We start from the raw sequence: 17,738 nt of genomic DNA, 5'->3' as shown, positions 1-17,738 counted from the left end.
ATCACGATACTTGTCGGGTTAGCCGGGTGACACCCTAGCCACGGGCTGCCGCAGGATCGTGCGTTGTTTCTCGGGTGGGACCTTGCGGAAATCACTGAAGTAGATCTCGTGGTGCTTACCGGTCATCCTCAGTCCCTGCGACGGAATGAATTCATTGTGCAGGCGCTCGAGCACCGCTGTTTCGTCGTCAAACGCGCCGACATGGAGTGTCTGCACACAGAGCCCTTCCGACAGGCTCTGGAGGTACACCTCGTCGAAACGTGCTGGCGCATTCTTCACCCGGACCTTGTCCATGGCGTCGGCGACCGCAGCGGGGGTGATCCATTCCGGGACCATCAGCATCAGGGTCCAGTCCCATTGCGACTTGTCTCGGGCAGCCGTGAACGTCTCCATATCCGCTGCCCACCACAGGCCCTCCAGCGGTGGCACCACATAGTCGCGCCCGGCGTCCCGTTTGCTCGCAAACTTCAGCTTGTACGCCACCGGATATAGGGCTTCGATGGCATCAGCGAACTCTGCGGAGGTGTTGGGGTCGCCGTGGCCGTCGGTCATCAGATACCGCATGGTGGGTACGTCGGTGATACGGAACTGGCCACGCGGTGCCTGATACGTGTCGAGCGTCTTCTTGAAGTCGACCTTTTCCATTCGCCCTCACTGTCTTGCGACGATGGCTCGCAAAAGCATTCCTAATTGAACGAGCACCGCTATCGCGCTTCCTGCGACTGCCACGGCGAGCACGCCGTGCGCGATGATGCTCCAGTCGATGGTGCTTTCCCGAAAATCGAAGGGGAAGACCTGCCACATCCGTATTGCCGCGACAAGCCCCACCGCCGTGGTTATTACACCACCAAACGCGGTAATCCAGCGTGGACTGTAGGCGATGTACAGTACGTTCGCGACGAGGGAAGCTGCCAACGTCGTGTTAACCGGTCCCAGCACCTGCGGGGTGGCTTCGGTGAGGAACGGTACTGCCTCCCACCCGGGCCTCACATTGATCAGCACCATCAGAAGCCCGTTGATCAGCGCGGCGACACCATAACCAAATCGGCGCGAAGCCACATGCGTCTGCGCCGGAGCGGTGACGGCAGACATTGCTATGTCCCGCTACTTCTTGCTGGCCCGGGAGCCAATGTAGGTCGTCAGGACGATCATGGCTGAGATGATCGCGGCGATAATCACGAGGGCAGTTGGCCAGTCCATGTCTTTCCTCCCAGCGTTTTGTGTGAACACACGGAACGTATCGAGCTTTGGCGTGCATATCGGGAGGCGTAAGTACACAGGTGAGTAGGCCAAAGTCCCTAAACTGACCTGCGCAAGATCATTTCGTACCATGTACGTATGACCCAACCGGATCGGCGAAGCATGCGCGCGTCGGACAGCGACCGCGAAGTTGCGGTGAAAATTCTCAATCAGGCGCACTCGGAGGGGCGCATCACGCTGAGTGAGCTCGATGAACGCTTGGCGGCGGCGTACGCTGCAGTGACGTATGCGGATCTTGACGTTGTGGTAGCAGACTTGCCGGTGCCGAGGATGCCTGGCGCGGTGCCTGCGCCGTCGTCGGCGCAGCCGCTGCGGCTGAACGCAGGGTTTTCCGACATCAAACGTGATGGGTTCTGGAAGGTGCCGAACCATATTGTCGCGAGCACTGCGATGGGCACCCTCAAACTCGATTTCACCGAGGCTGAGTTTCCCTACGGCCAAGTGCTGGTCGAAGCGTCGGCAAATATGGGTGACATTGTGCTAATCGTCCCGGAAGGTGTCACGGTTAGTACCGATGAGGTGAAAACATCCATGGGCTCGGTCAAAAACAAGCTCGGTTATGCGGCCTCACCGGCCGAGGCGACGATCCGGGTGACGGGGTCTGCAGGGATGGGCAACGTTGTCGCCCGCTACCCGCGCAAGTGGCGCTTCATGCGCTGATGGGAAAATGGCGGGGGTGAGCCTGTCTGGCGTGCCTGGGAGGGCGCTCGCTCTGCAGCCTCACCCCCGCGCCCGAAAATCGACTGTGTGCGCGGTTCCTCGTCGATCTGGGACTTCCCTCGGTGAATCGGGGGTCCCGACTCCCCCTTCCGGTGAGGGTCATCACAATGTATGGCTCGCTGTGACGCGGGTCAACCAATTGAGATATATGTAACTTGCGAGTTTAGACCGGTTCGGGCCGGGTAATTCTCTCTGTTTGCCCGGACGCTGGGAATTCGCCCTCGCCACGGACCGGGCAGATTCTCAACAGGCGGGCAACCCCGACAGTCGCTGCGCCAAAATGATCTTCTCGCACAATTGTGGCAACCTGTGACGTGTGCGAGTGCGCTGGCGCGAGAGTGGATGGGCGAGAGCCCTGTCCATGTCCGGGGCAACCCCGGGCTGTGAATTTCGAGTTGGGCACACCGTCCGGCGCACCACGGCATGCTCCGCGTGCGACAGCGCGCCGCTGACAAAAGGTTCTGGTCGCGCCGCGCCTCGCACCCCACTCGCTGGATCCCGATGAGGAAAGATGCTCGGCCGCCCCGCGCGGTGACACAAGAACAGGCAGACAGCCTCGCCGCCGCCGCTATCGCTGGTTCGTGGACCTTGAGTGGACTTGCCGAGCGGTTCAGTAACGCGGGTGCTGCCGACGCGGAACTGCTCGCGCGCCGCGTTCTTGACCTCATGCCAAGCGAGCCCATAGGTGGGGAAACCTCGGTCCGCAACATGCTCGCGGAGCTTCCGCACCTGCCTAAAGCTGATGTCGACGTCAGCGTCACCGAGTCAACCGTGTGGAGATTCGGAGTTCCGCGCTGGCAGACCCCGGCCGCACTCTGTCACACATTCACTCTCACGATGCCCGAACTCGAATGGTTCGCCGATGTGCAGGGGAGGCTGCGCAATAAGCCAGGACCCTTGCACCACTACCGGTACCGCAACGGCCCGCGACTGATTGAGGCGCCAAAGCAACGGTTGCGGGAGATTCAGCGGCGCATCCTCCACAATGTCCTCGGCAAGGTGCCCGTGCACAGCGCGGCGCATGGTTTCACGCGGGGTCGCAGTGTGTATACGTTCGCGAGTGGGCACGCAGGCGCTGCCATCGTAGTGAAAATGGATTTGCGCTGGTTCTTCAGCACGATCGGCGCCTCGCGTGTTCGTGCGCTTTTCAGTTCGTTCGGGTATCCGCCGACCGTGTCTGCATTGCTCACGGGGTTGTGCACCACGGCTACTCCAGTCGCGGTAGTGCGGGGCATGCCATACGAACAGGCGTCGTTTCTGCGTGCGCGACACTTACCGCAGGGCGCGCCGACCTCGCCTGCACTGGCGAATCTAGCTGCGCGGAACCTGGATCGCCGCCTCGCTGCTCTGTCACGTTCGCGCGGGCTGCACTACTCGCGCTACGCCGACGACCTTGCATTTTCGGGGGACTGGGTAAACGTTGAGCAACTGCTGTGGACGGTGCGTGAGATCGTGCGTGACGAGGGCTTCTTTGTGCATCACTCGAAAACGAAAGTGATGCGGGAGCACCGGCAGCAGCGACTCACCGGGCTGATCGTCAACCAGCAGCCACAAGCGAGCCGCATGGATTTCGACTCCCTCAAAGCGCTGCTATTCAACTGCATCCGTTATGGCGCCGCATCTCAGAACCGTGATGGCCTGCCGCACTTTCGTGAGTACGTTCGCGGCCGCATTGCCTGGGTTGGCGAGTCGAATCCGCGCAGGCTCGGCAAGTTGCGCGCGCTGGAGCGCCGAATCGTGTGGGAATAGGAGCGAAATGCCCTGGTCCCCAGGGACTTTGGTCCCTCGGTAAGGTCTTTGGTCACCCGTTCCGGTGAGCCAGCGCACATAATCCGCATTGTGGATTCCAATTAACTTACGCTCCCCGTATGCAGCTCACGCAGTTCACTGACCTGGGGTTACGCGCGGTCATGCGGCTGGCTGTCGCGGCTGCAGACGAGACGATCACTACCGCTGCGCTAGCGGACCAGGTGGCCGTGTCGTACACGCACATGTCGAAGGTCGTGACCCGCCTTCGCGAACTCGGCGTCGTGGATGCGCGCCGGGGCAAAGGGGGAGGGCTGTCGATCACGGATCGGGGGCGGGGCGTCTCCATTGGGTGGCTGGCCCGGCAACTCGAAGGGGACGGGGAAATAGTCACCTGCGAAGGCGACCATCCGTGTCCGTTGCGGCACAACTGCCGCCTCCGCGGCGCCCTGCGTAAAGCGCAAGACGCGTTCTACAGCTCACTTGACGCGATGACCGTCAGCGACGTTACTACCGCACCCATCAAGACGGTGCTACTCGCGCTGCATTAGCTGGCCACACGGCTAGCGCCTCACCACACTCAGGAGGAACCGTGCTGTCACACAAAGCAACAGAAGTCGTGCGCGCGACGCTGCCGGCCGTTGGCGCCGCGATCGGAGACATCACTCCGCTCTTCTACAAGAAGATGTTCGCAGCCCACCCGGAGCTCGAGCGCGACCTATTCAACCGCGGCAACCAAGCCAGCGGCGAGCAGCAGAAAGCGCTCGCAGGTTCGATCGCCACGTACGCAACGCTGCTCGTCACTCCAGGAGCTCCTCAGCCTCGGGAACTGATCAGCCGGATCGCGCACAAACACGCGTCACTTGGTGTGACGGCGGAGCAGTACCTGATCGTCTACGAGCACCTATTCGCGGCAATCGCTGAAGTCCTTGGTGCTGCCGCGACGCCCGAGGTCGCGCGGGCCTGGACGGAAGTGTATTGGGACATGGCTAATACGCTCATCGAAGCGGAGCGCGGGCTCTATAACGCTGCCGGGGTCGAGGATGGCGATGTGTGGCGCACAGTCGAGGTCGTGGGTCGGCGCCACGAATCAGGGGACGCGGTTTCCTTCGTGCTCGCTGCCGCTGGGGGCGCGGCGCTTCCACAGTTCCGCCCCGGCCAGTACATCTCGGTTGGTGTGCATTTGCCCGACGGTGCGCGGCAAATTCGCCAGTACAGCCTTTCCGCCGCACCGCGCACGGATCGCTGGCGCATCACGGTCAAACGGATCACCGAACTGGCAAACGATGGAGTGAGCCAGCCTGCCGGGGAGGTGTCGAACTATCTGTACGACAACATCTTCGAGGGTGATCGGCTGCAGGTTTCACTGCCATTCGGCGACATCACGCTGCCTGGTGCGGGCACTGATCCGCTCGTCTTCATCACCGCGGGCATCGGCTGCACCCCCGTGATGAGCATGCTGGGACATCTCGTTGAGTCGGGTTCAGAGCGGCAGGTTACCGTCGTGCACGCCGACCGGAACAAGGCTGCGCACGCTTTCCGGAATGAGCTCAAGACCGCTGTTGACCGCATGCCTACAGCGGCTTTGTATCGGTGGTACGAAGACCTCGGACACCGGAACGAAACTGACATGATCCGGGCCGGATTTGTTGATCTCAGTACTGTGGCCATTCCCGCTGACGCACACGTGTATCTGTGCGGACCGCTGCCATTCATGCAGGCAGTTCGTGCTGAGCTGCGTGCACGTCACATTCCTGCGGACCGCGTGCACTACGAAGTTTTTGGTCCTGACGCATGGCTCGCGTCATAGGCTGAATGCTTCCCGTGTGCTGCGGGCGGTCTCGAGATCACGCCATATTCGCATAACGCACACTGCGTGAAAAATGCGTTGCGGAGGTCGCGCACCGGGCGTACTTTTGTGCGGTACACGCCGCCCCGGCACAGTATTTCTGCCGGGGCGATCGCGTGAATCCCGCCATCAACGAAAGGTCGCCGCGTGCGCAATTCGACTGTGGAGACATACGCTCCCCCTGCCGCCGCGCTGACCCGTACGCCGCGAGTACTGCACTGGCTGGTGGCAGCCACATTCATCGTTATCCTCAACGAGACAATCCTGGTTAACGCGCTGCCGACGCTCATGGAGGCCTTCGCCATCACAGAGCGCACCGCACAGTGGCTGTCGACGGCCTTCATGCTCACCATGGCCGTGGTTATTCCGACCACAGGCTGGTTCCTGCAGCGCGTCACGACCCGCGCGGCCTTCGGTGCCTCGATGTCTGTGTTCTGCCTCGGCACACTGGTCGCTGCGGCGGCACCTACCTTCGGAATTCTGCTCGCGGGCCGCATCATTCAGGCTGTTGGTACCGCCGTCATGCTGCCGCTGCTGATGACGACGCTGATGACGCTAGTCGACGAAAGGCACCGCGGACGTGTGATGGGCAACGTGATGCTCGCGATCTCGGTCGCTCCGGCGATGGGGCCCGCGGTGTCCGGCCTTCTCCTCGAACTCGGCTCGTGGCGCCTCGTGTTCATCGCGGTGCTACCCTTCGCGGTGGCGATAACCGGGGTGGGCTTGCGCTTCCTCACCAACGTCGGTGAAACGGGCGGAGCCCCTCTTGACGTACTCAGCGTGGTGCTCGCTGCGCTCGGTTTCGGCGTGCTCGTATATGGGCTTAGCGAGATCGGTGCGCCTGCCCCCATCGTGTCACCGGTCTTCACGATCGCCCTCGGCGCTTTTGGCGTTGCGGCGTTCGTGCTGCGGCAGCGGTGGCTGCAGCGCGGCAAAGGACCGCTGCTTGACCTCCGCACTCTGAGGCATCGGACGTACGCGCTCGCTTTGGTGCTGATGGCTGTGGGATTCATGGCGATGATGGGTGCAATGGTGCTGTTCCCGCTGTACCTGCAGAACGTCCGCGACCTGTCTGCGCTCCAAGCCGGGATGCTGATGATGCCGGGCGGGCTGGCTATGGGCTTGCTCGGTCCGACGGTCGGCAAGTGCTTCGATCGTTACGGCGGCCGATTGCTCGTGATACCGGGTGCTATCGGGGTGCTGGGTGCGCTGATCATTCTGACCCGGGTAAGCCTGATTATGCCCATGTGGGTGTTGCTTGCGGCCCACATTGTGGTCATGGTGGGCCTCGCGTGCGTGTTCACCCCGGTGTTTACGCTCGGCCTCAGCGCCGTGCCGCGCGAGCTCTACTCGCACGGCAGCTCACTGCTGGCGACATTGCAGCAGGTTGCAGCCGCGATGGGGACTGCCATTGTGATAACCGTGCTCGCTGCACGGTCTGCCACACTTACTGATTCCGGAATGGATGCGCACGATGCTGCGGTCGGTGGATATCAGTGGGCGTTCGGCGTCGGTGCAGTTCTTGGTGTGCTGGTCGTCGTTGTTGCAGTGCTGATGCCGAACCGGCCAGACGGCTACCACAGCGAGCCGAGCGATACGCCGCGAAGCCAGTCCGCGCATTAGCCCGCACGAACGCGGCGACATTGAGCACCGTAGGCGGCATCGGACAGCGATGCCGCCTACGGTAGGTTCAAAGTGAGACTGGCGGCAGGCGCACGGCCTAGGGGGTGAACCTAGATCGACAAGGTTCTGATCGCGGCGGCGATCGTCCTACTGCTGAACATCGCTGTCGCGTCACTGCGCATCGGGCTGGGGCCGGACGCCCGAAACCGCCTCACCGGCCTCCTTCTGTTATCGACCTCAGGGACGGCGGTACTCATTCTGCTGGCCCAGGCGACAGCTATGCCCGCGCTGCGGGACGCCGCCCTCGCGCTCGTGGCGCTTGCAGCGCTGATTGTGATCGTCCGCATCGTCGGAGAGCGTGCGCGCACATGATCCTCGACATCGCGTCCGTTCTCCTCATCGGAGCCGGCTGTGTTTTCTTCACAGCAGGGACGATCGGACTCCTGCGCTTTCCTGACTTGCGGACCCGCGTGCATGCCCTAGCGAAAGCAGACAATCTAGGGCTCGGGCTGATTGTTCTCGGGTTAATCGTGCAATCTGATTCCGTCGCGACCGCCCTAAAACTGGTTGTGATCTGGTTTCTCGCGCTTGCGGCTGCAGGCACAAGCGCGTTCCTTCTCGCGCGCCGCAACACCGGCGAGGAGCCGGCTCAATGATGACAGGGTTTGACACCCTGCTCGGGGTGGTGGTGCTCGCGGGTGCGGCCGCGGCGCTCTATGCCGGGCGCCGGGTCGTCGCGATCATGTCATTTCTGGTACTCGGACTCCTGTTGATGCTGCTGTGGGCCCGCCTGGGTGCACCCGACATTGCAATCGCGGAGGCGGCCATCGCATCAGGCGTGACCGGGGCGCTGCTTCTGGCGGCCGCGACCGAGCATTCGGAACCAGCGTCGCGTGGCAGTTCAGGCCGGGCGCGGCTGACCCTGGCCGCGCTCGAAGGGGGGATCGCGCTCACCACATTGGTCCTCGTTGGGTGGGTTGCGGTTGTGGCAGCGCGTACGGTGCCCAGCGAACCGCTGCAATTTCAGGCCGGGGAGGCGCTCAGCGACGCGGTGGTGGAACACCCGATCACTGCGGTGCTGCTCGATTTCCGCGCCTACGACACGTTGCTCGAGATCGCAGTGCTCGCTGCAGCCGTTGTGGCTGCGCTCTCACTACTGACGGACAGCACGCTGCGGAGCGTGGAATGGACGCGCGAAACAAGTCCAGTGGTCATCGGGTTCGCTAAAGTGGTCGCCCCGATCGTTGTCATGCTCGCCGGCTGGATTCTTGTGGCGGGCTCCACACAGCCGGGTGGCGCCTTTCAGGCAGGAGCGGTCCTCACGGGCGGTTTGCTGCTCCTCTATCTTTCCGGGCAGACACGAGCGATGATCACCGGACGCTGGGCCGTGCCAGCCGCACTTGCGGGTCTTGCGCTGTTCATCGCCGCCGGTGCCGCGACATTCGCAGCGGGACGCGAATGGCTGGACTTCGCCCAAGGCTGGGGCGGCAGCGTCGTGGTTGTGATCGAGGGTGCCCTCGCGATCAGCATCGGTGCAGGACTAGCCGCGCTGTTCATCGCCGGCGGGCCAGAGCGGAGGCGAGGTGACTAAGGCTGAATGGTTCATCCTGGTGGGTGCCGCGCTGTTTGTGTTCGGGGCAGCGCGTGTACTTGTCACCGCGGATTTGCTGCGCCGCGTCATCGCCCTCAACGTCGCTGGAGCGGGCGTCCTGCTCATCCTCATGGCGCTGGCGACTGTGCTCGATGAACACAACCCGGACCCAGTAGTCCACGCACTCGTGCTCACTGGGATCGTCATCACGGTGAGCGTCACCGGATTCGCGCTTGTTCTCGTGCGACGCATCGAAAGAGCCGCGGACGCTGATGACGCGGCTACCGACGGGACTCCTGACCCTGCACGGGAGTCCGATGTCTAACCTACTCCCAGCGCTTGTGCTGCTGCCGCTCGCTGGCGCGGTACTGACAGCGCTCACCACGCGCGCGTCCGCCGCCTGGTCAGCGCGGCTGGGCACAGTAGTGACAGCAGTTCTGATGATTGGTGCCGCAGCTGTGGCGTACGGCGTGTGGGCTGGCGGTACCCTCGTGTATCCACTTGGCGGCTGGGAGACTCCCGTAGCAATCGCGCTCGTCAGTGATGGTTTCAGCGCCGTCATGCTTGTGCTGACGGCGGCGGTGGGGTTCGCGGTATGCGTTTACGCCGGTGGTTCCGAGAATGTCACTGGTGGCCCGTGGTTCTGGCCACTCTGGCTGTTTCTGCTCGCCGGGCTGAACGCTGTCTACGTATCAGGGGACCTGTTCAACACGTATGTGGCGCTCGAGTTGCTTACCGTCGCCGCGGTTGCGATGGTAGCGCTTGGGGGGCGTGACGCACTGCTTCCCGCACTGCGGTACTTGCTCATCGCGGTCCTCGGTTCGTTCCTCTTTCTGCTCGGTGTCGCATTCCTGTACGCCGAGACCGGGACTCTAGAAACGGCTGGTGCCGCCCGCGAAACGGCTGGCGGCACGGTGATGCTCATTGCCGTGGGGGCAATGACGCTTGGCCTGGCGATCAAGGCCGCGCTGTTTCCGTTGCACGCGTGGCTGCCGCCAGCCCATGCCGGCGCCCCAGCGGCGGTCAGTCCGTTGATGTCGGCCTTAGTGATCAAAGCCGCGTTTTTCATCCTCGTTCGGATCTGGACGATGCTTTCGGGTGACGCAGCACCAGTTGTGCTCGCGTACGCGCTGGGAATCGTGGGCGCAATCGCAACGGTGTGGGGCGGCGTGCTCGCGTTGCGCCAGAAGAAACTCAAGCGTGTGGTCGCGTATTCGACCGTCGCGCAAGTGGGCTACTTCTTCCTGTTGTTCCCACTGGTTGTCGCGGGCGGAGAGGACGCAGCCGCACTGGCGTGGGAGGGCGCGCTGTTGTTCCTCTTCGCGCACGGCCTGGCGAAAGCTGCGATGTTCATGGCAGCGGGCAGTTTTGCACATGCGCACGGTTCAGACGAGCTCGACCGGCTTCGGGGCACAGCCACGCGGATGCCGGTGGCCTCAACCTCCCTGGCGATCGCGGGAGTGAGCCTGGCCGGTCTGCCCCCGACGCTCGCTTTCGTCGGCAAGTGGCAGCTTCTGCACGCGTCCCTTGCAGCTGGACAATGGTGGTGGCTGCCGGTGCTGCTGCTCGGCGGATTGCTGACCTTCGCCTACACCGCCCGGGTGCTTGCGATTCTGCTCGACAATAGCGACGGAGCTGCGCACCCTGTCCGGGCAGAACAGGGTAAGTTTCCGCGGGTCCGCGGTGATCAGCGCGCGATTCCGCCGCGGATGCAGTACTCGGCCCTCGCGCTCGCTGTGCTGACCATCCTGCTGGGGCTTCGCTCCGTGGAACTCACGGAGCTGCTGCAGATCGTAGCGGTGGTGCACTGACATGAGTGTTGCCTGGATGCCGCTGCTGATCCTCAGCCTGTCGCTCGTGCCCGCTATGGTGATCTTCTTTCTTCGGGACGACCAGCATCGCACTCGGACTACCGTCAACTTGACTGGTGCCGCGCTGAAGGTGGGTGTCGTTCTCGCTTTGATCGCGCCGGTGGTGGCGGGGGACCGGCTGGAGTGGCGCGCTCCGTTTGTCCCGGGCATTGATTTCGTACTACGTGTCGATCCATTCGCACTTTACTTTCTGGCGCTCTCGTCCGTGCTATGGCTGCTGACGACGATCTACGCGATTGGGTATTTGGAGAATGCGCCGCATAACAGCAGATTCTTCGCGTTCTTCAGCTTGTGTGTCACGGCTACCTCAGGAATCGCGCTGTCAGGCAATCTGGTGACATTCCTGGTGTTCTACGAGCTTTTGACGATCGCTACCTATCCGCTCGTGGCGCATCGGCAAACTCCTGACGCGCTTGACGGCGCCCGCACGTACCTGCGTTTCACGCTTGCGGGCGGCGTTGTCCTGCTCCTGGGCACTGTGTGGCTGACTGCCCTCGTCGGGCCCGTGGAGTTCACTGCCGGAGGCAGCGCCGAGGTTGCCGAACTCGCACAAACACGGCCTCGGACCGCCATGGTGATCTTCGGATTGCTGATCGCGGGACTCGCGGTAAAAGCGGCGATCGTTCCGCTGCACACGTGGCTGCCAAAGGCAATGGTGGCGCCCACGCCGGTGAGTGCGCTGCTGCATGCGGTCGCGGTGGTGAAGGCGGGCGTCTTCGGGATCGCGCTGGTTGTCAACGGTGTGTACGGGATCGACATCGCGAGCGAGCTTGGGGTGCTCACTCCGCTGCTGGCTTTAGCGTGCGTCACGATTATCTACGGTTCGGTACAGGCGCTCCGGCAGGACGGTTTGAAAGCCCGGCTCGCGTATTCAACGGTGAGTCAACTCTCATACATCGCGCTCGGGTTGTCGATTCCCGCGGTGCTCGCGGCAACGGGGGCGGTTGCGCATATCGTCAACCAGGGTCTGATGAAGATCACGCTATTCTTCTGCGTCGGTGTGCTCGCAGAAACGCTGGGCATCAAGAAGGTGAGTGAACTCGCCGGGGTGGGACGGCGCCTCCCGCTCACCTGCACAGCTTTCACGATCGGTGCGCTCGGCATGATCGGTATTCCGCCGGTCGCGGGATTCGTATCGAAGTGGTACCTCGGCTTAGGGGCCCTCGACGCGGACCAGGCGTGGATACTCGCGATCCTTGTGACCAGCAGCCTCCTTAACGCCGCCTACTTCCTTCCCGCGGTGTATGCGATGTGGTGGCGGGAACCAGAGCCAGGCACCGAATGGAACGTCCACCCAAGCAAAGTGCGCATCAGAATGGAGGCCCCTCCCGCCCTGCTCGTCCCCACAGTGATCACTGCTGTCCTTGCGCTCGGTGTCGGTGTGTTCGCTGGACTTGACATCTCGACCGTGGAACTGGCGCGTGTCATTGCGGAAGGGTTCTACGGCCCATGACTCTCGCTAACCTGCTGTGGATATCCGCGTTCCTGTTGCCTACGCTGGCGGTGGCTGGCCTCGGTATTACGCATGTCGCCGATTTGGGCGGATGGGCGCTGCGCCTCAGGGACACGATCACCAAATACGCCGCCGCCACACTTATCCCCGGCGGGATTCTCGCAGTGCAAGGCCCCGCGGCTGGAACCGCCGAGTTGCCGTGGCTGCTACTCGGCACCAACGTTGCGGTGGACGACATAGCACGTCCACTTCTGCTCGTCGCTGTGCTCCTCTACGCGGCAGCACTCATCGCAACCTACAGCTCACGAACCGAGCGGGCGCACGTGCTGTCGTCCTTCTTGCTGGTGAGCTTCGTGGGCAATGCGCTGGTGTTCGTCGCCGCGGATGCCGTCACCTTCTATCTCGGCTTCGCTGCGATGAGTCTGGCTGCCTATGGGCTTGTCATTCACGAGCGCACCGGCACGGCAATCCGCGCTGGCCGCGTCTATATCGTCCTGACGCTCGTGGGGGAGATGGCGACGCTCGCCGCACTCCTGATGATCGTCAGCGCAGGCGGATTGATGCTGGCCGACGCGCCAGCGGCGGTCGCCGAGTCCGGCCATGCCGAACCGATCGTCTTGCTTCTGCTCATCGGATTCGGCGTTAAAGCCGGAACCGTTCCGCTGCACGTGTGGCTTCCACTGGCGCACCCCGCGGCTCCACCTCCAGCGAGTGCCGTGCTCAGCGGAACGATGATCAAAGCGGGCCTCGTTGGCTGGCTGCGGTTCCTTCCACTAGGCGAGATTGCTATGCCCGTGTGGGGAACAGTGCTCGTCATCGTCGCGTTAGTGGGAGCGTTTGCCGCATTGATACCGGGCGTCATGCAGGACAATGCAAAGGTGGCGCTCGCGTACAGCAGCATCAGCCAGATGGGATTCCTCACCGTGCTGGTCGGGGCCGCGCTCGCCGAACCAGTCTTGGCGCCGGCATGTGTGCTCGCCGCTGTCGTGTACGCGGTACATCACGGCATGGCGAAGGGCGGACTGTTCCTCGGAGTGACGGTGTGGCGCACCCACGGTGACGGCTGGATCCGATATTGGGTGATCGGCGGACTTTGCCTGCTTGCGCTCGCCGTGGCGGGAGCGCCATTCGGCTCAGGGGCCGTTGCGAAGTACGCCGCGAAAGAAGCCATCGCACCGGCTGGATTCCTCGGAGTGGAACTCGCGGACTTATTGCCGCTCGTAGGCACGATTTCCACGCTGCTGTTACTGCGCGCTGGCTGGCTGCTGCTCAGCGGTCCTCGCGACCACGCGTGGGGCGTTGACGGCGCGATCGTGAGCTGGTCCATTCTGATTATCGGTGGGACTGTCCTGACGTGGCTGCTGGCATTCCAATGGTCTCCGCTCCTCAGCGTTCCAGGTCTAGCGCCTGCGCCGATGTGGGACGCGGCGTGGCCGATTCTCACGGGGCTGTTGCTGGCCGGTGCGGGAGTGCTGCTGTCACGGTCCGAACGAACAAGCAGCATCGTCCGATCCTTCTGGAGTCACACGGTGCCTGCCGGAGACTTGCTGATACCGGAAGAACGCATGGCGCACCGGACCGGGGTCGCGCTTCAGCGCGGAGCGAACGCACTGAGCGACCAGCGTGCGGCGTCGCTGAGCAAAGCTCAGGCGGCGCTGCACCGGACGGCGCGGGGAGCGCGCCGCGTGGAACGTCTCGAGCACCGTCTTGCCGGGTGGGTGGGCTCTGGTGCCGTCACACTTGTGTGTGCCGGCGCGCTGGCGCTGGGCACGCTGATCGCGGTGGTGATCCTCACATGACACGGTGGAGAGCGGTGGCGCTGCGGATAGTGCTGTTCGGTCTTCTGTGGTGGGTGATCACCGAGGGAGAGTGGGGCGTGCTCCACTATGCGCTGCTCGTTGTCCCCATTTCGGCAGCCCTGTCGCTGTGGCTCCTGCCACCACGGGAGCGCCGTGGCGCGGTGATGAGGCGCACGGCATCCGTTATTGGACTGCTCGGCTGGTTTCTGTGGCAGTCCGTCCGCGGTGGTGCTGATGTAGCCGTTCGGGCGTTGCGACGGCCTGTGGATCTGGATCCGTCTGTCTTCACCTACCGTACCGGCCTACCGGATGGGTTAGGCCGGGTTGCGCTCGTGGTTCTCTGCAGTTTGATGCCTGGAACGCTCAGCGTTGGTCTCGACGATGCGGAGGTGCGAATTCACACGCTCGACCAAGAGATGGGTTCGCGGGATCAGCTCGCTGAACTGGAGCAGCGGCTCGGGGCGGTGCTGGGAAAGTCTGGGTAACCAGGGCTCGTTATCGTCCCAGCCCGTATTCGCGTGCATGAACGATCGCAGCTGAGCGGTCCGGCAACCGCAGTTTCGCGAGCACAGTGGAGACGTTGTTGCGGACCGTTTTGGGACTCAGCCCAAGCCGGCGCGAGATGCTGGTGTTGTCGAGTCCTCTTGCGACAAGGTCGAGCACCTCGCGCTCGCGGTCGGTCAGGTCAGGGAAAACCGCGGGCACAGATGGTGCCCGGCTCAGCGTCGAGAGAGCTCGAGCCGCGACCCGTGCGCTAAGGATCAAGTCGCCGTTAGCGACTGTCCGGATCGCACGCTCGATTTCGGCGGGGCTTGCCCCTTTGAGCACGTAGCCGCGCGCACCGGCGCGAACCGCCGCGACGATGGAATCCTCGTCCTCAAGCATCGTGATCACGAGCACGCGCAGGTTCGGATAACGCGTAGTCAAATCGCGTGTGAGCGCGATACCGGACGCGGAACCGAGATGCAGGTCCATGAGCACCACGTCGACAGTGCCGTCGATAATTGTGGCGGACTCGGGGCTGTCAGCTTCACCGACGACGTCGATGTCGTCCATGGTCCGCAACAGTGCCGTCATGCCGAGACGGAAGACCGGGTGGTCATCCACAACGACAATCCGGATCATGCGAACACTCCGATCGGTAAGCGGGCGGTCACCCGCGTGCCGGGTTCAGCCGATTCTATGACCAGCATGCCGCCCTGTTCTTCCGCACGCTCGCGCATTGTGCGGAGCCCGACTCCGCGCGGCTGGTCGCCTGCAATCCCGGCACCGTTATCGGTCACGGTGACGAGCACGTGGCTGCCTGGTCTGTCGTCGAAGGTCACTGCGATTTCACACCGATCAGCACCGCTATGCCGCGACACATTGTGCAGCGCCTCCGCGCAAATCCCGTAAATAGCGCTCGCAGTGGCGTCCGGAAGCTGGTCACCCGCAAGTACGCCGTCGACAACGACAGCGATCGTGAGTCCCGGTTGCTGCTGGCGCTCGGCAAGATCATCGAGCGCAGCGGCGAGTCCAAGGTCCTCCAGGATCGGCGGCAGCAGACTTCTCGACAACGTGCGAGCATCCTCCGCGAGGCGATCAACCTCCTGGACGAGTGAGTTCGCGAGTTCTGCGGCGGCCTCCGGGTTGTTGCTGATGTGGGACCGGAGCGCGTGCAGAGCCAATCGTATACCCGCGAGTGAAGGCCCAAGCCCATCATGGATCTCCCGGCGGATGACGCGGCGCTCGTGGAGCCGGGCTGCTGTCAGCCGATTGCGCGACTGGCTGAGTTCCCGCTGCGCGCGAGCCAGTGCCACCGCTGCGGCAACTACGGCCGACAACTCGTCGAGCAGCGCACGCGATCGGGTGTCGAGCGACTCACCTGGGGGTGGCGCGACCTGTATCTGTCCGATGGTGCTCCCGGCATGGCTGAGCTCGAGAGTGAGCGAATTCAGTTCGCTGCGCACTCCGAAACTCACCGTTGGGAGGCCGTGTGCGGAGACCTCCACGAAGCGAAGCCGCAGCGCTGAAGCAAGCGTCGCGACCAGCCCCCTGAGCGTGTCAATGTGTCCGTCACCTAGCGAGAGCCCGCGCCCGATGGCTCGCGCCGCCAGCCCAGGCTCGCCGGAGTAGCCATACACTAGCCGGTGCACCCGGCGCTGCACCCAGAGGCGTGACGGCTGGACCGCGACCGCTACTACAGCTGCCGCGAGTATTTGTGCGTACCCCTCACCAGGCACAAACCTCGTAACAACTACGGTGACGGCCACGTAGACAAACACCAGAAAAAAGGTGAGCACGGCAGCCACCGTCCCCCGACTGATCGCGAGATTGAGGCCCCACATGCGCTGCCGCAACACCGAGACGAGTATTGCCGCCGGGTAGAACGCCTGGGCGGTGAGATGCAGTGCCGGGATCACCCAGATTGGCAGCTCAGCACCCGCTGGCAAGGCGAGTGGTACGAATGAACCTGTCATGGTCGCGGTTCCGATGGCCAGCCAGCCGAGGCCTGCGCGCTCGGCGATCGGCCCGCGCATCCAGCGGCGGATCACGTCGGCCGTGGTCAGCGCTCCGAAGGCGACAGCGCTTGCTGCGAGTGCCGTCATCCGCATCGGCAGATCGAAAACCGACACAACTGTGAAAACAACAGCGACTGTGCCGCCAATGCCTGCACCAGCGAGCGCAGCTGACGTCAGAGGCGAGTTTCGCACGAGCCACGGCACCACGAGGAAGAGCGCCAGCGTGCCGGGAACCCAGGCCGTCGAGCTCAGCATGACGACCGCGTCGTAAGACGGCAGCGGTCCAGTCCGTTCGCCCAGCGAGCCATAGGCGAACCCCAGGGCGGCGAGGCCGCCGCCAAGTGCGGTGAGTGCGAGGATGACGGGTACTGGGTGCGTTTTGCGCTGGAGTATGACCGCGCTCACCGTTCCGTAGACACACGCGACAGTAATGTCCACCAGGAAGAACCAGAGGTCTTGCGTCACGGCTGGTCGGGCCGCGAGCAAGGTGACGACAGCGACGGCTGACAGCCCCCAGGCCGCGAGTCCAACCCCTGCCGCCCAGCGTCTCCGCGCCGCGTCACCGGCCATTCACAACTCCTGGGTTAAGAGAGTCACGAGGGTCTTGCACTCGTGCGCGTGCCGCTACTGAGCCAGAGTCCGAGCGCGGCGAGCACAAGCCACACCGGGCCAGTGAATCCGGCCATGTACTGCAACGGCGATAGGCCGAACAACAGCGTGACACCGCCCAGCAGCGCGCTGGCCCACCCGATCCAGCGAGGAGCTGCGCCATGTTTCAGCGCAGCGATGGCTAGTGTAATCGCGCTCACGCCAGCGCCGAGCCACAGCCACGGAATTGTGGCGATCCAATGCGCGTAAAAGACACCAGCCTCCGGGACTAGCTGGCCCGCACCCGGATCGGCCGATGCCAAAGCGCCAAAAATGAACTCCGTGTTGAGTCCGCTGCCCAGCAGCAGCGCGGTAGCGACAAGTATGAGCCCGTACGCAGAAACTTGCGGCAGAATGCTGTCGGTCAACCCGCGGCTGCGGAGCCGCTGAGACAGGCCAGCCGCGAACACGATGATCGAGACAGCCGCTATAACCGTCGCGGTATGAAAGGTAAGCAGGGCCGGGATCTGGCTGTGAAGCTGGGCAGCGACGTCTCTCGTGTCATCGGCGGCGTACACGGCATCAATTTTCATGCTGGTGCCGATGCTGACGGTACCCGCCACGCCTGCTGCGAGCCCGGCGAACTGCCAGCCACGACCGCTGGGCCGCGCTGAAATTGTGGTGGCATCGGGGGCGTAAGGGGAACTGAATTCCCGAATAGTCGTCACGGTCGCTCC

General features: G+C 63.4%; 17 protein-coding genes. 12 read left to right on the top strand and 5 right to left on the bottom strand.

Translation table 11 applies throughout. The features are described from left to right. Positions 1–18 precede the first annotated feature (18 nt). Together ONR57_RS11760 and ONR57_RS11755 are read right to left on the bottom strand one after the other, a co-directional pair. The gene (locus ONR57_RS11760) at positions 19–645 is read right to left on the bottom strand and encodes a GyrI-like domain-containing protein (RefSeq protein ID WP_265123580.1); all 627 of its coding nucleotides are present in this window, start codon (positions 643–645) and stop codon (positions 19–21) included. Positions 646–651: 6 nt separating this feature from the next. Then, positions 652–1,092, bottom strand: a complete 441-nt coding sequence (locus ONR57_RS11755; protein WP_265123578.1) for a hypothetical protein — start codon at positions 1,090–1,092, stop codon at positions 652–654. Between the two features lie 246 nt (positions 1,093–1,338). Here ONR57_RS11755 and ONR57_RS11750 point away from each other — a divergent pair, with 246 nt between their 5' ends. The 12 genes from ONR57_RS11750 (at position 1,339) to ONR57_RS11695 (ending at position 14,397) form a co-directional block, all read left to right on the top strand. Further along, the gene (locus ONR57_RS11750; protein WP_265123576.1) at positions 1,339–1,920 is read left to right on the top strand and encodes a DUF1707 domain-containing protein; all 582 of its coding nucleotides are present in this window, start codon (positions 1,339–1,341) and stop codon (positions 1,918–1,920) included. Between the two features lie 561 nt (positions 1,921–2,481). Next, the gene (locus ONR57_RS11745) at positions 2,482–3,729 is read left to right on the top strand and encodes a reverse transcriptase family protein (RefSeq protein ID WP_265123575.1); all 1,248 of its coding nucleotides are present in this window, start codon (positions 2,482–2,484) and stop codon (positions 3,727–3,729) included. A gap of 119 nt (positions 3,730–3,848) precedes the next feature. After that, entirely contained in the window at positions 3,849–4,277 is a 429-nt protein-coding gene (locus tag ONR57_RS11740) for an Rrf2 family transcriptional regulator (RefSeq protein WP_265123573.1), read from the top strand. A 41-nt stretch (positions 4,278–4,318) separates the two neighbouring features. Further along, positions 4,319–5,536: a globin domain-containing protein gene (locus tag ONR57_RS11735; RefSeq protein WP_265123572.1), complete on the top strand. Its 1,218-nt coding sequence runs from the start codon at positions 4,319–4,321 to the stop codon at positions 5,534–5,536. A gap of 186 nt (positions 5,537–5,722) precedes the next feature. After that, positions 5,723–7,198: an MDR family MFS transporter gene (locus ONR57_RS11730; protein ID WP_265123571.1), complete on the top strand. Its 1,476-nt coding sequence runs from the start codon at positions 5,723–5,725 to the stop codon at positions 7,196–7,198. A gap of 368 nt (positions 7,199–7,566) precedes the next feature. Further along, positions 7,567–7,854: a monovalent cation/H(+) antiporter subunit G gene (locus ONR57_RS11725; protein WP_265123570.1), complete on the top strand. Its 288-nt coding sequence runs from the start codon at positions 7,567–7,569 to the stop codon at positions 7,852–7,854. Then, on the top strand, positions 7,851–8,789 hold the full coding sequence (locus tag ONR57_RS11720; RefSeq protein WP_265123569.1) for a hydrogenase subunit MbhD domain-containing protein: 939 nt from the start codon (positions 7,851–7,853) through the stop codon (positions 8,787–8,789). Before ONR57_RS11725 ends, ONR57_RS11720 begins: the two co-directional genes overlap by 4 nt. Further along, positions 8,782–9,114, top strand: coding sequence for an NADH-quinone oxidoreductase subunit K (locus ONR57_RS11715; RefSeq protein ID WP_265123568.1), 333 nt, complete (start codon positions 8,782–8,784; stop codon positions 9,112–9,114). Before ONR57_RS11720 ends, ONR57_RS11715 begins: the two co-directional genes overlap by 8 nt. Next, entirely contained in the window at positions 9,107–10,600 is a 1,494-nt protein-coding gene (locus ONR57_RS11710; protein ID WP_265123567.1) for a complex I subunit 5 family protein, read from the top strand. The genes ONR57_RS11715 and ONR57_RS11710 overlap by 8 nt, the downstream gene beginning before the upstream one ends. A gap of 1 nt (position 10,601) precedes the next feature. Further along, positions 10,602–12,113 (top strand): proton-conducting transporter membrane subunit, encoded by a 1,512-nt coding sequence (locus tag ONR57_RS11705; protein WP_265123566.1) that lies wholly within the window; start codon positions 10,602–10,604, stop codon positions 12,111–12,113. Next, entirely contained in the window at positions 12,110–13,912 is a 1,803-nt protein-coding gene (locus ONR57_RS11700) for a proton-conducting transporter membrane subunit (protein ID WP_265123565.1), read from the top strand. Before ONR57_RS11705 ends, ONR57_RS11700 begins: the two co-directional genes overlap by 4 nt. Continuing rightward, positions 13,909–14,397, top strand: coding sequence for a Na+/H+ antiporter subunit E (locus ONR57_RS11695; RefSeq protein ID WP_265123564.1), 489 nt, complete (start codon positions 13,909–13,911; stop codon positions 14,395–14,397). The genes ONR57_RS11700 and ONR57_RS11695 overlap by 4 nt, the downstream gene beginning before the upstream one ends. A 10-nt stretch (positions 14,398–14,407) precedes the next feature. On the opposite strand, the gene ONR57_RS11690 is transcribed toward ONR57_RS11695, so the two are convergent. The 3 genes from ONR57_RS11690 to ONR57_RS11680 are packed head-to-tail and all read right to left on the bottom strand — an operon-like array spanning position 14,408 to position 17,729. After that, the gene (locus ONR57_RS11690; RefSeq protein WP_265123563.1) at positions 14,408–15,037 is read right to left on the bottom strand and encodes a response regulator transcription factor; all 630 of its coding nucleotides are present in this window, start codon (positions 15,035–15,037) and stop codon (positions 14,408–14,410) included. Further along, positions 15,034–16,983 carry a sensor histidine kinase gene (locus tag ONR57_RS11685; protein ID WP_265123562.1) on the bottom strand — a complete coding sequence of 650 codons (1,950 nt, stop codon included), beginning with the start codon at positions 16,981–16,983 and terminating at the stop codon, positions 15,034–15,036. Before ONR57_RS11685 ends, ONR57_RS11690 begins: the two co-directional genes overlap by 4 nt. A 23-nt stretch (positions 16,984–17,006) precedes the next feature. Then, positions 17,007–17,729 carry a hypothetical protein gene (locus tag ONR57_RS11680; protein WP_265123561.1) on the bottom strand — a complete coding sequence of 241 codons (723 nt, stop codon included), beginning with the start codon at positions 17,727–17,729 and terminating at the stop codon, positions 17,007–17,009. Positions 17,730–17,738: the final 9 nt, after the last annotated feature.

It is taken from the genome of Hoyosella sp. YIM 151337, from assembly GCF_026041215.1.
Taxonomy (GTDB): Bacteria; Actinomycetota; Actinomycetes; order Mycobacteriales; family Mycobacteriaceae; genus Hoyosella.
The sequence above is the reverse complement of the archived record's forward strand: the minus strand, read 5'-3'. Positions and strand labels throughout refer to the sequence as shown.

Bases quoted from the DNA above. Each gene is read 5' to 3' on its own strand.
- ONR57_RS11690 (WP_265123563.1), bottom strand. From the start codon at position 15,037: ATGATCCGGATTGTCGTTGTGGATGACCACCCGGTCTTCCGTCTCGGC.
- ONR57_RS11760 (WP_265123580.1), bottom strand. From the start codon at position 645: ATGGAAAAGGTCGACTTCAAGAAGACGCTCGACACGTATCAGGCACCG.
- ONR57_RS11685 (WP_265123562.1), bottom strand. From the start codon at position 16,983: ATGGCCGGTGACGCGGCGCGGAGACGCTGGGCGGCAGGGGTTGGACTC.
- ONR57_RS11710 (WP_265123567.1), top strand. From the start codon at position 9,107: ATGTCTAACCTACTCCCAGCGCTTGTGCTGCTGCCGCTCGCTGGCGCG.
- ONR57_RS11740 (WP_265123573.1), top strand. From the start codon at position 3,849: ATGCAGCTCACGCAGTTCACTGACCTGGGGTTACGCGCGGTCATGCGG.
- ONR57_RS11705 (WP_265123566.1), top strand. From the start codon at position 10,602: ATGAGTGTTGCCTGGATGCCGCTGCTGATCCTCAGCCTGTCGCTCGTG.
- ONR57_RS11745 (WP_265123575.1), top strand. From the start codon at position 2,482: ATGAGGAAAGATGCTCGGCCGCCCCGCGCGGTGACACAAGAACAGGCA.
- ONR57_RS11700 (WP_265123565.1), top strand. From the start codon at position 12,110: ATGACTCTCGCTAACCTGCTGTGGATATCCGCGTTCCTGTTGCCTACG.
- ONR57_RS11695 (WP_265123564.1), top strand. From the start codon at position 13,909: ATGACACGGTGGAGAGCGGTGGCGCTGCGGATAGTGCTGTTCGGTCTT.
- ONR57_RS11755 (WP_265123578.1), bottom strand. From the start codon at position 1,092: ATGTCTGCCGTCACCGCTCCGGCGCAGACGCATGTGGCTTCGCGCCGA.
- ONR57_RS11725 (WP_265123570.1), top strand. From the start codon at position 7,567: ATGATCCTCGACATCGCGTCCGTTCTCCTCATCGGAGCCGGCTGTGTT.
- ONR57_RS11720 (WP_265123569.1), top strand. From the start codon at position 7,851: ATGATGACAGGGTTTGACACCCTGCTCGGGGTGGTGGTGCTCGCGGGT.
- ONR57_RS11750 (WP_265123576.1), top strand. From the start codon at position 1,339: ATGACCCAACCGGATCGGCGAAGCATGCGCGCGTCGGACAGCGACCGC.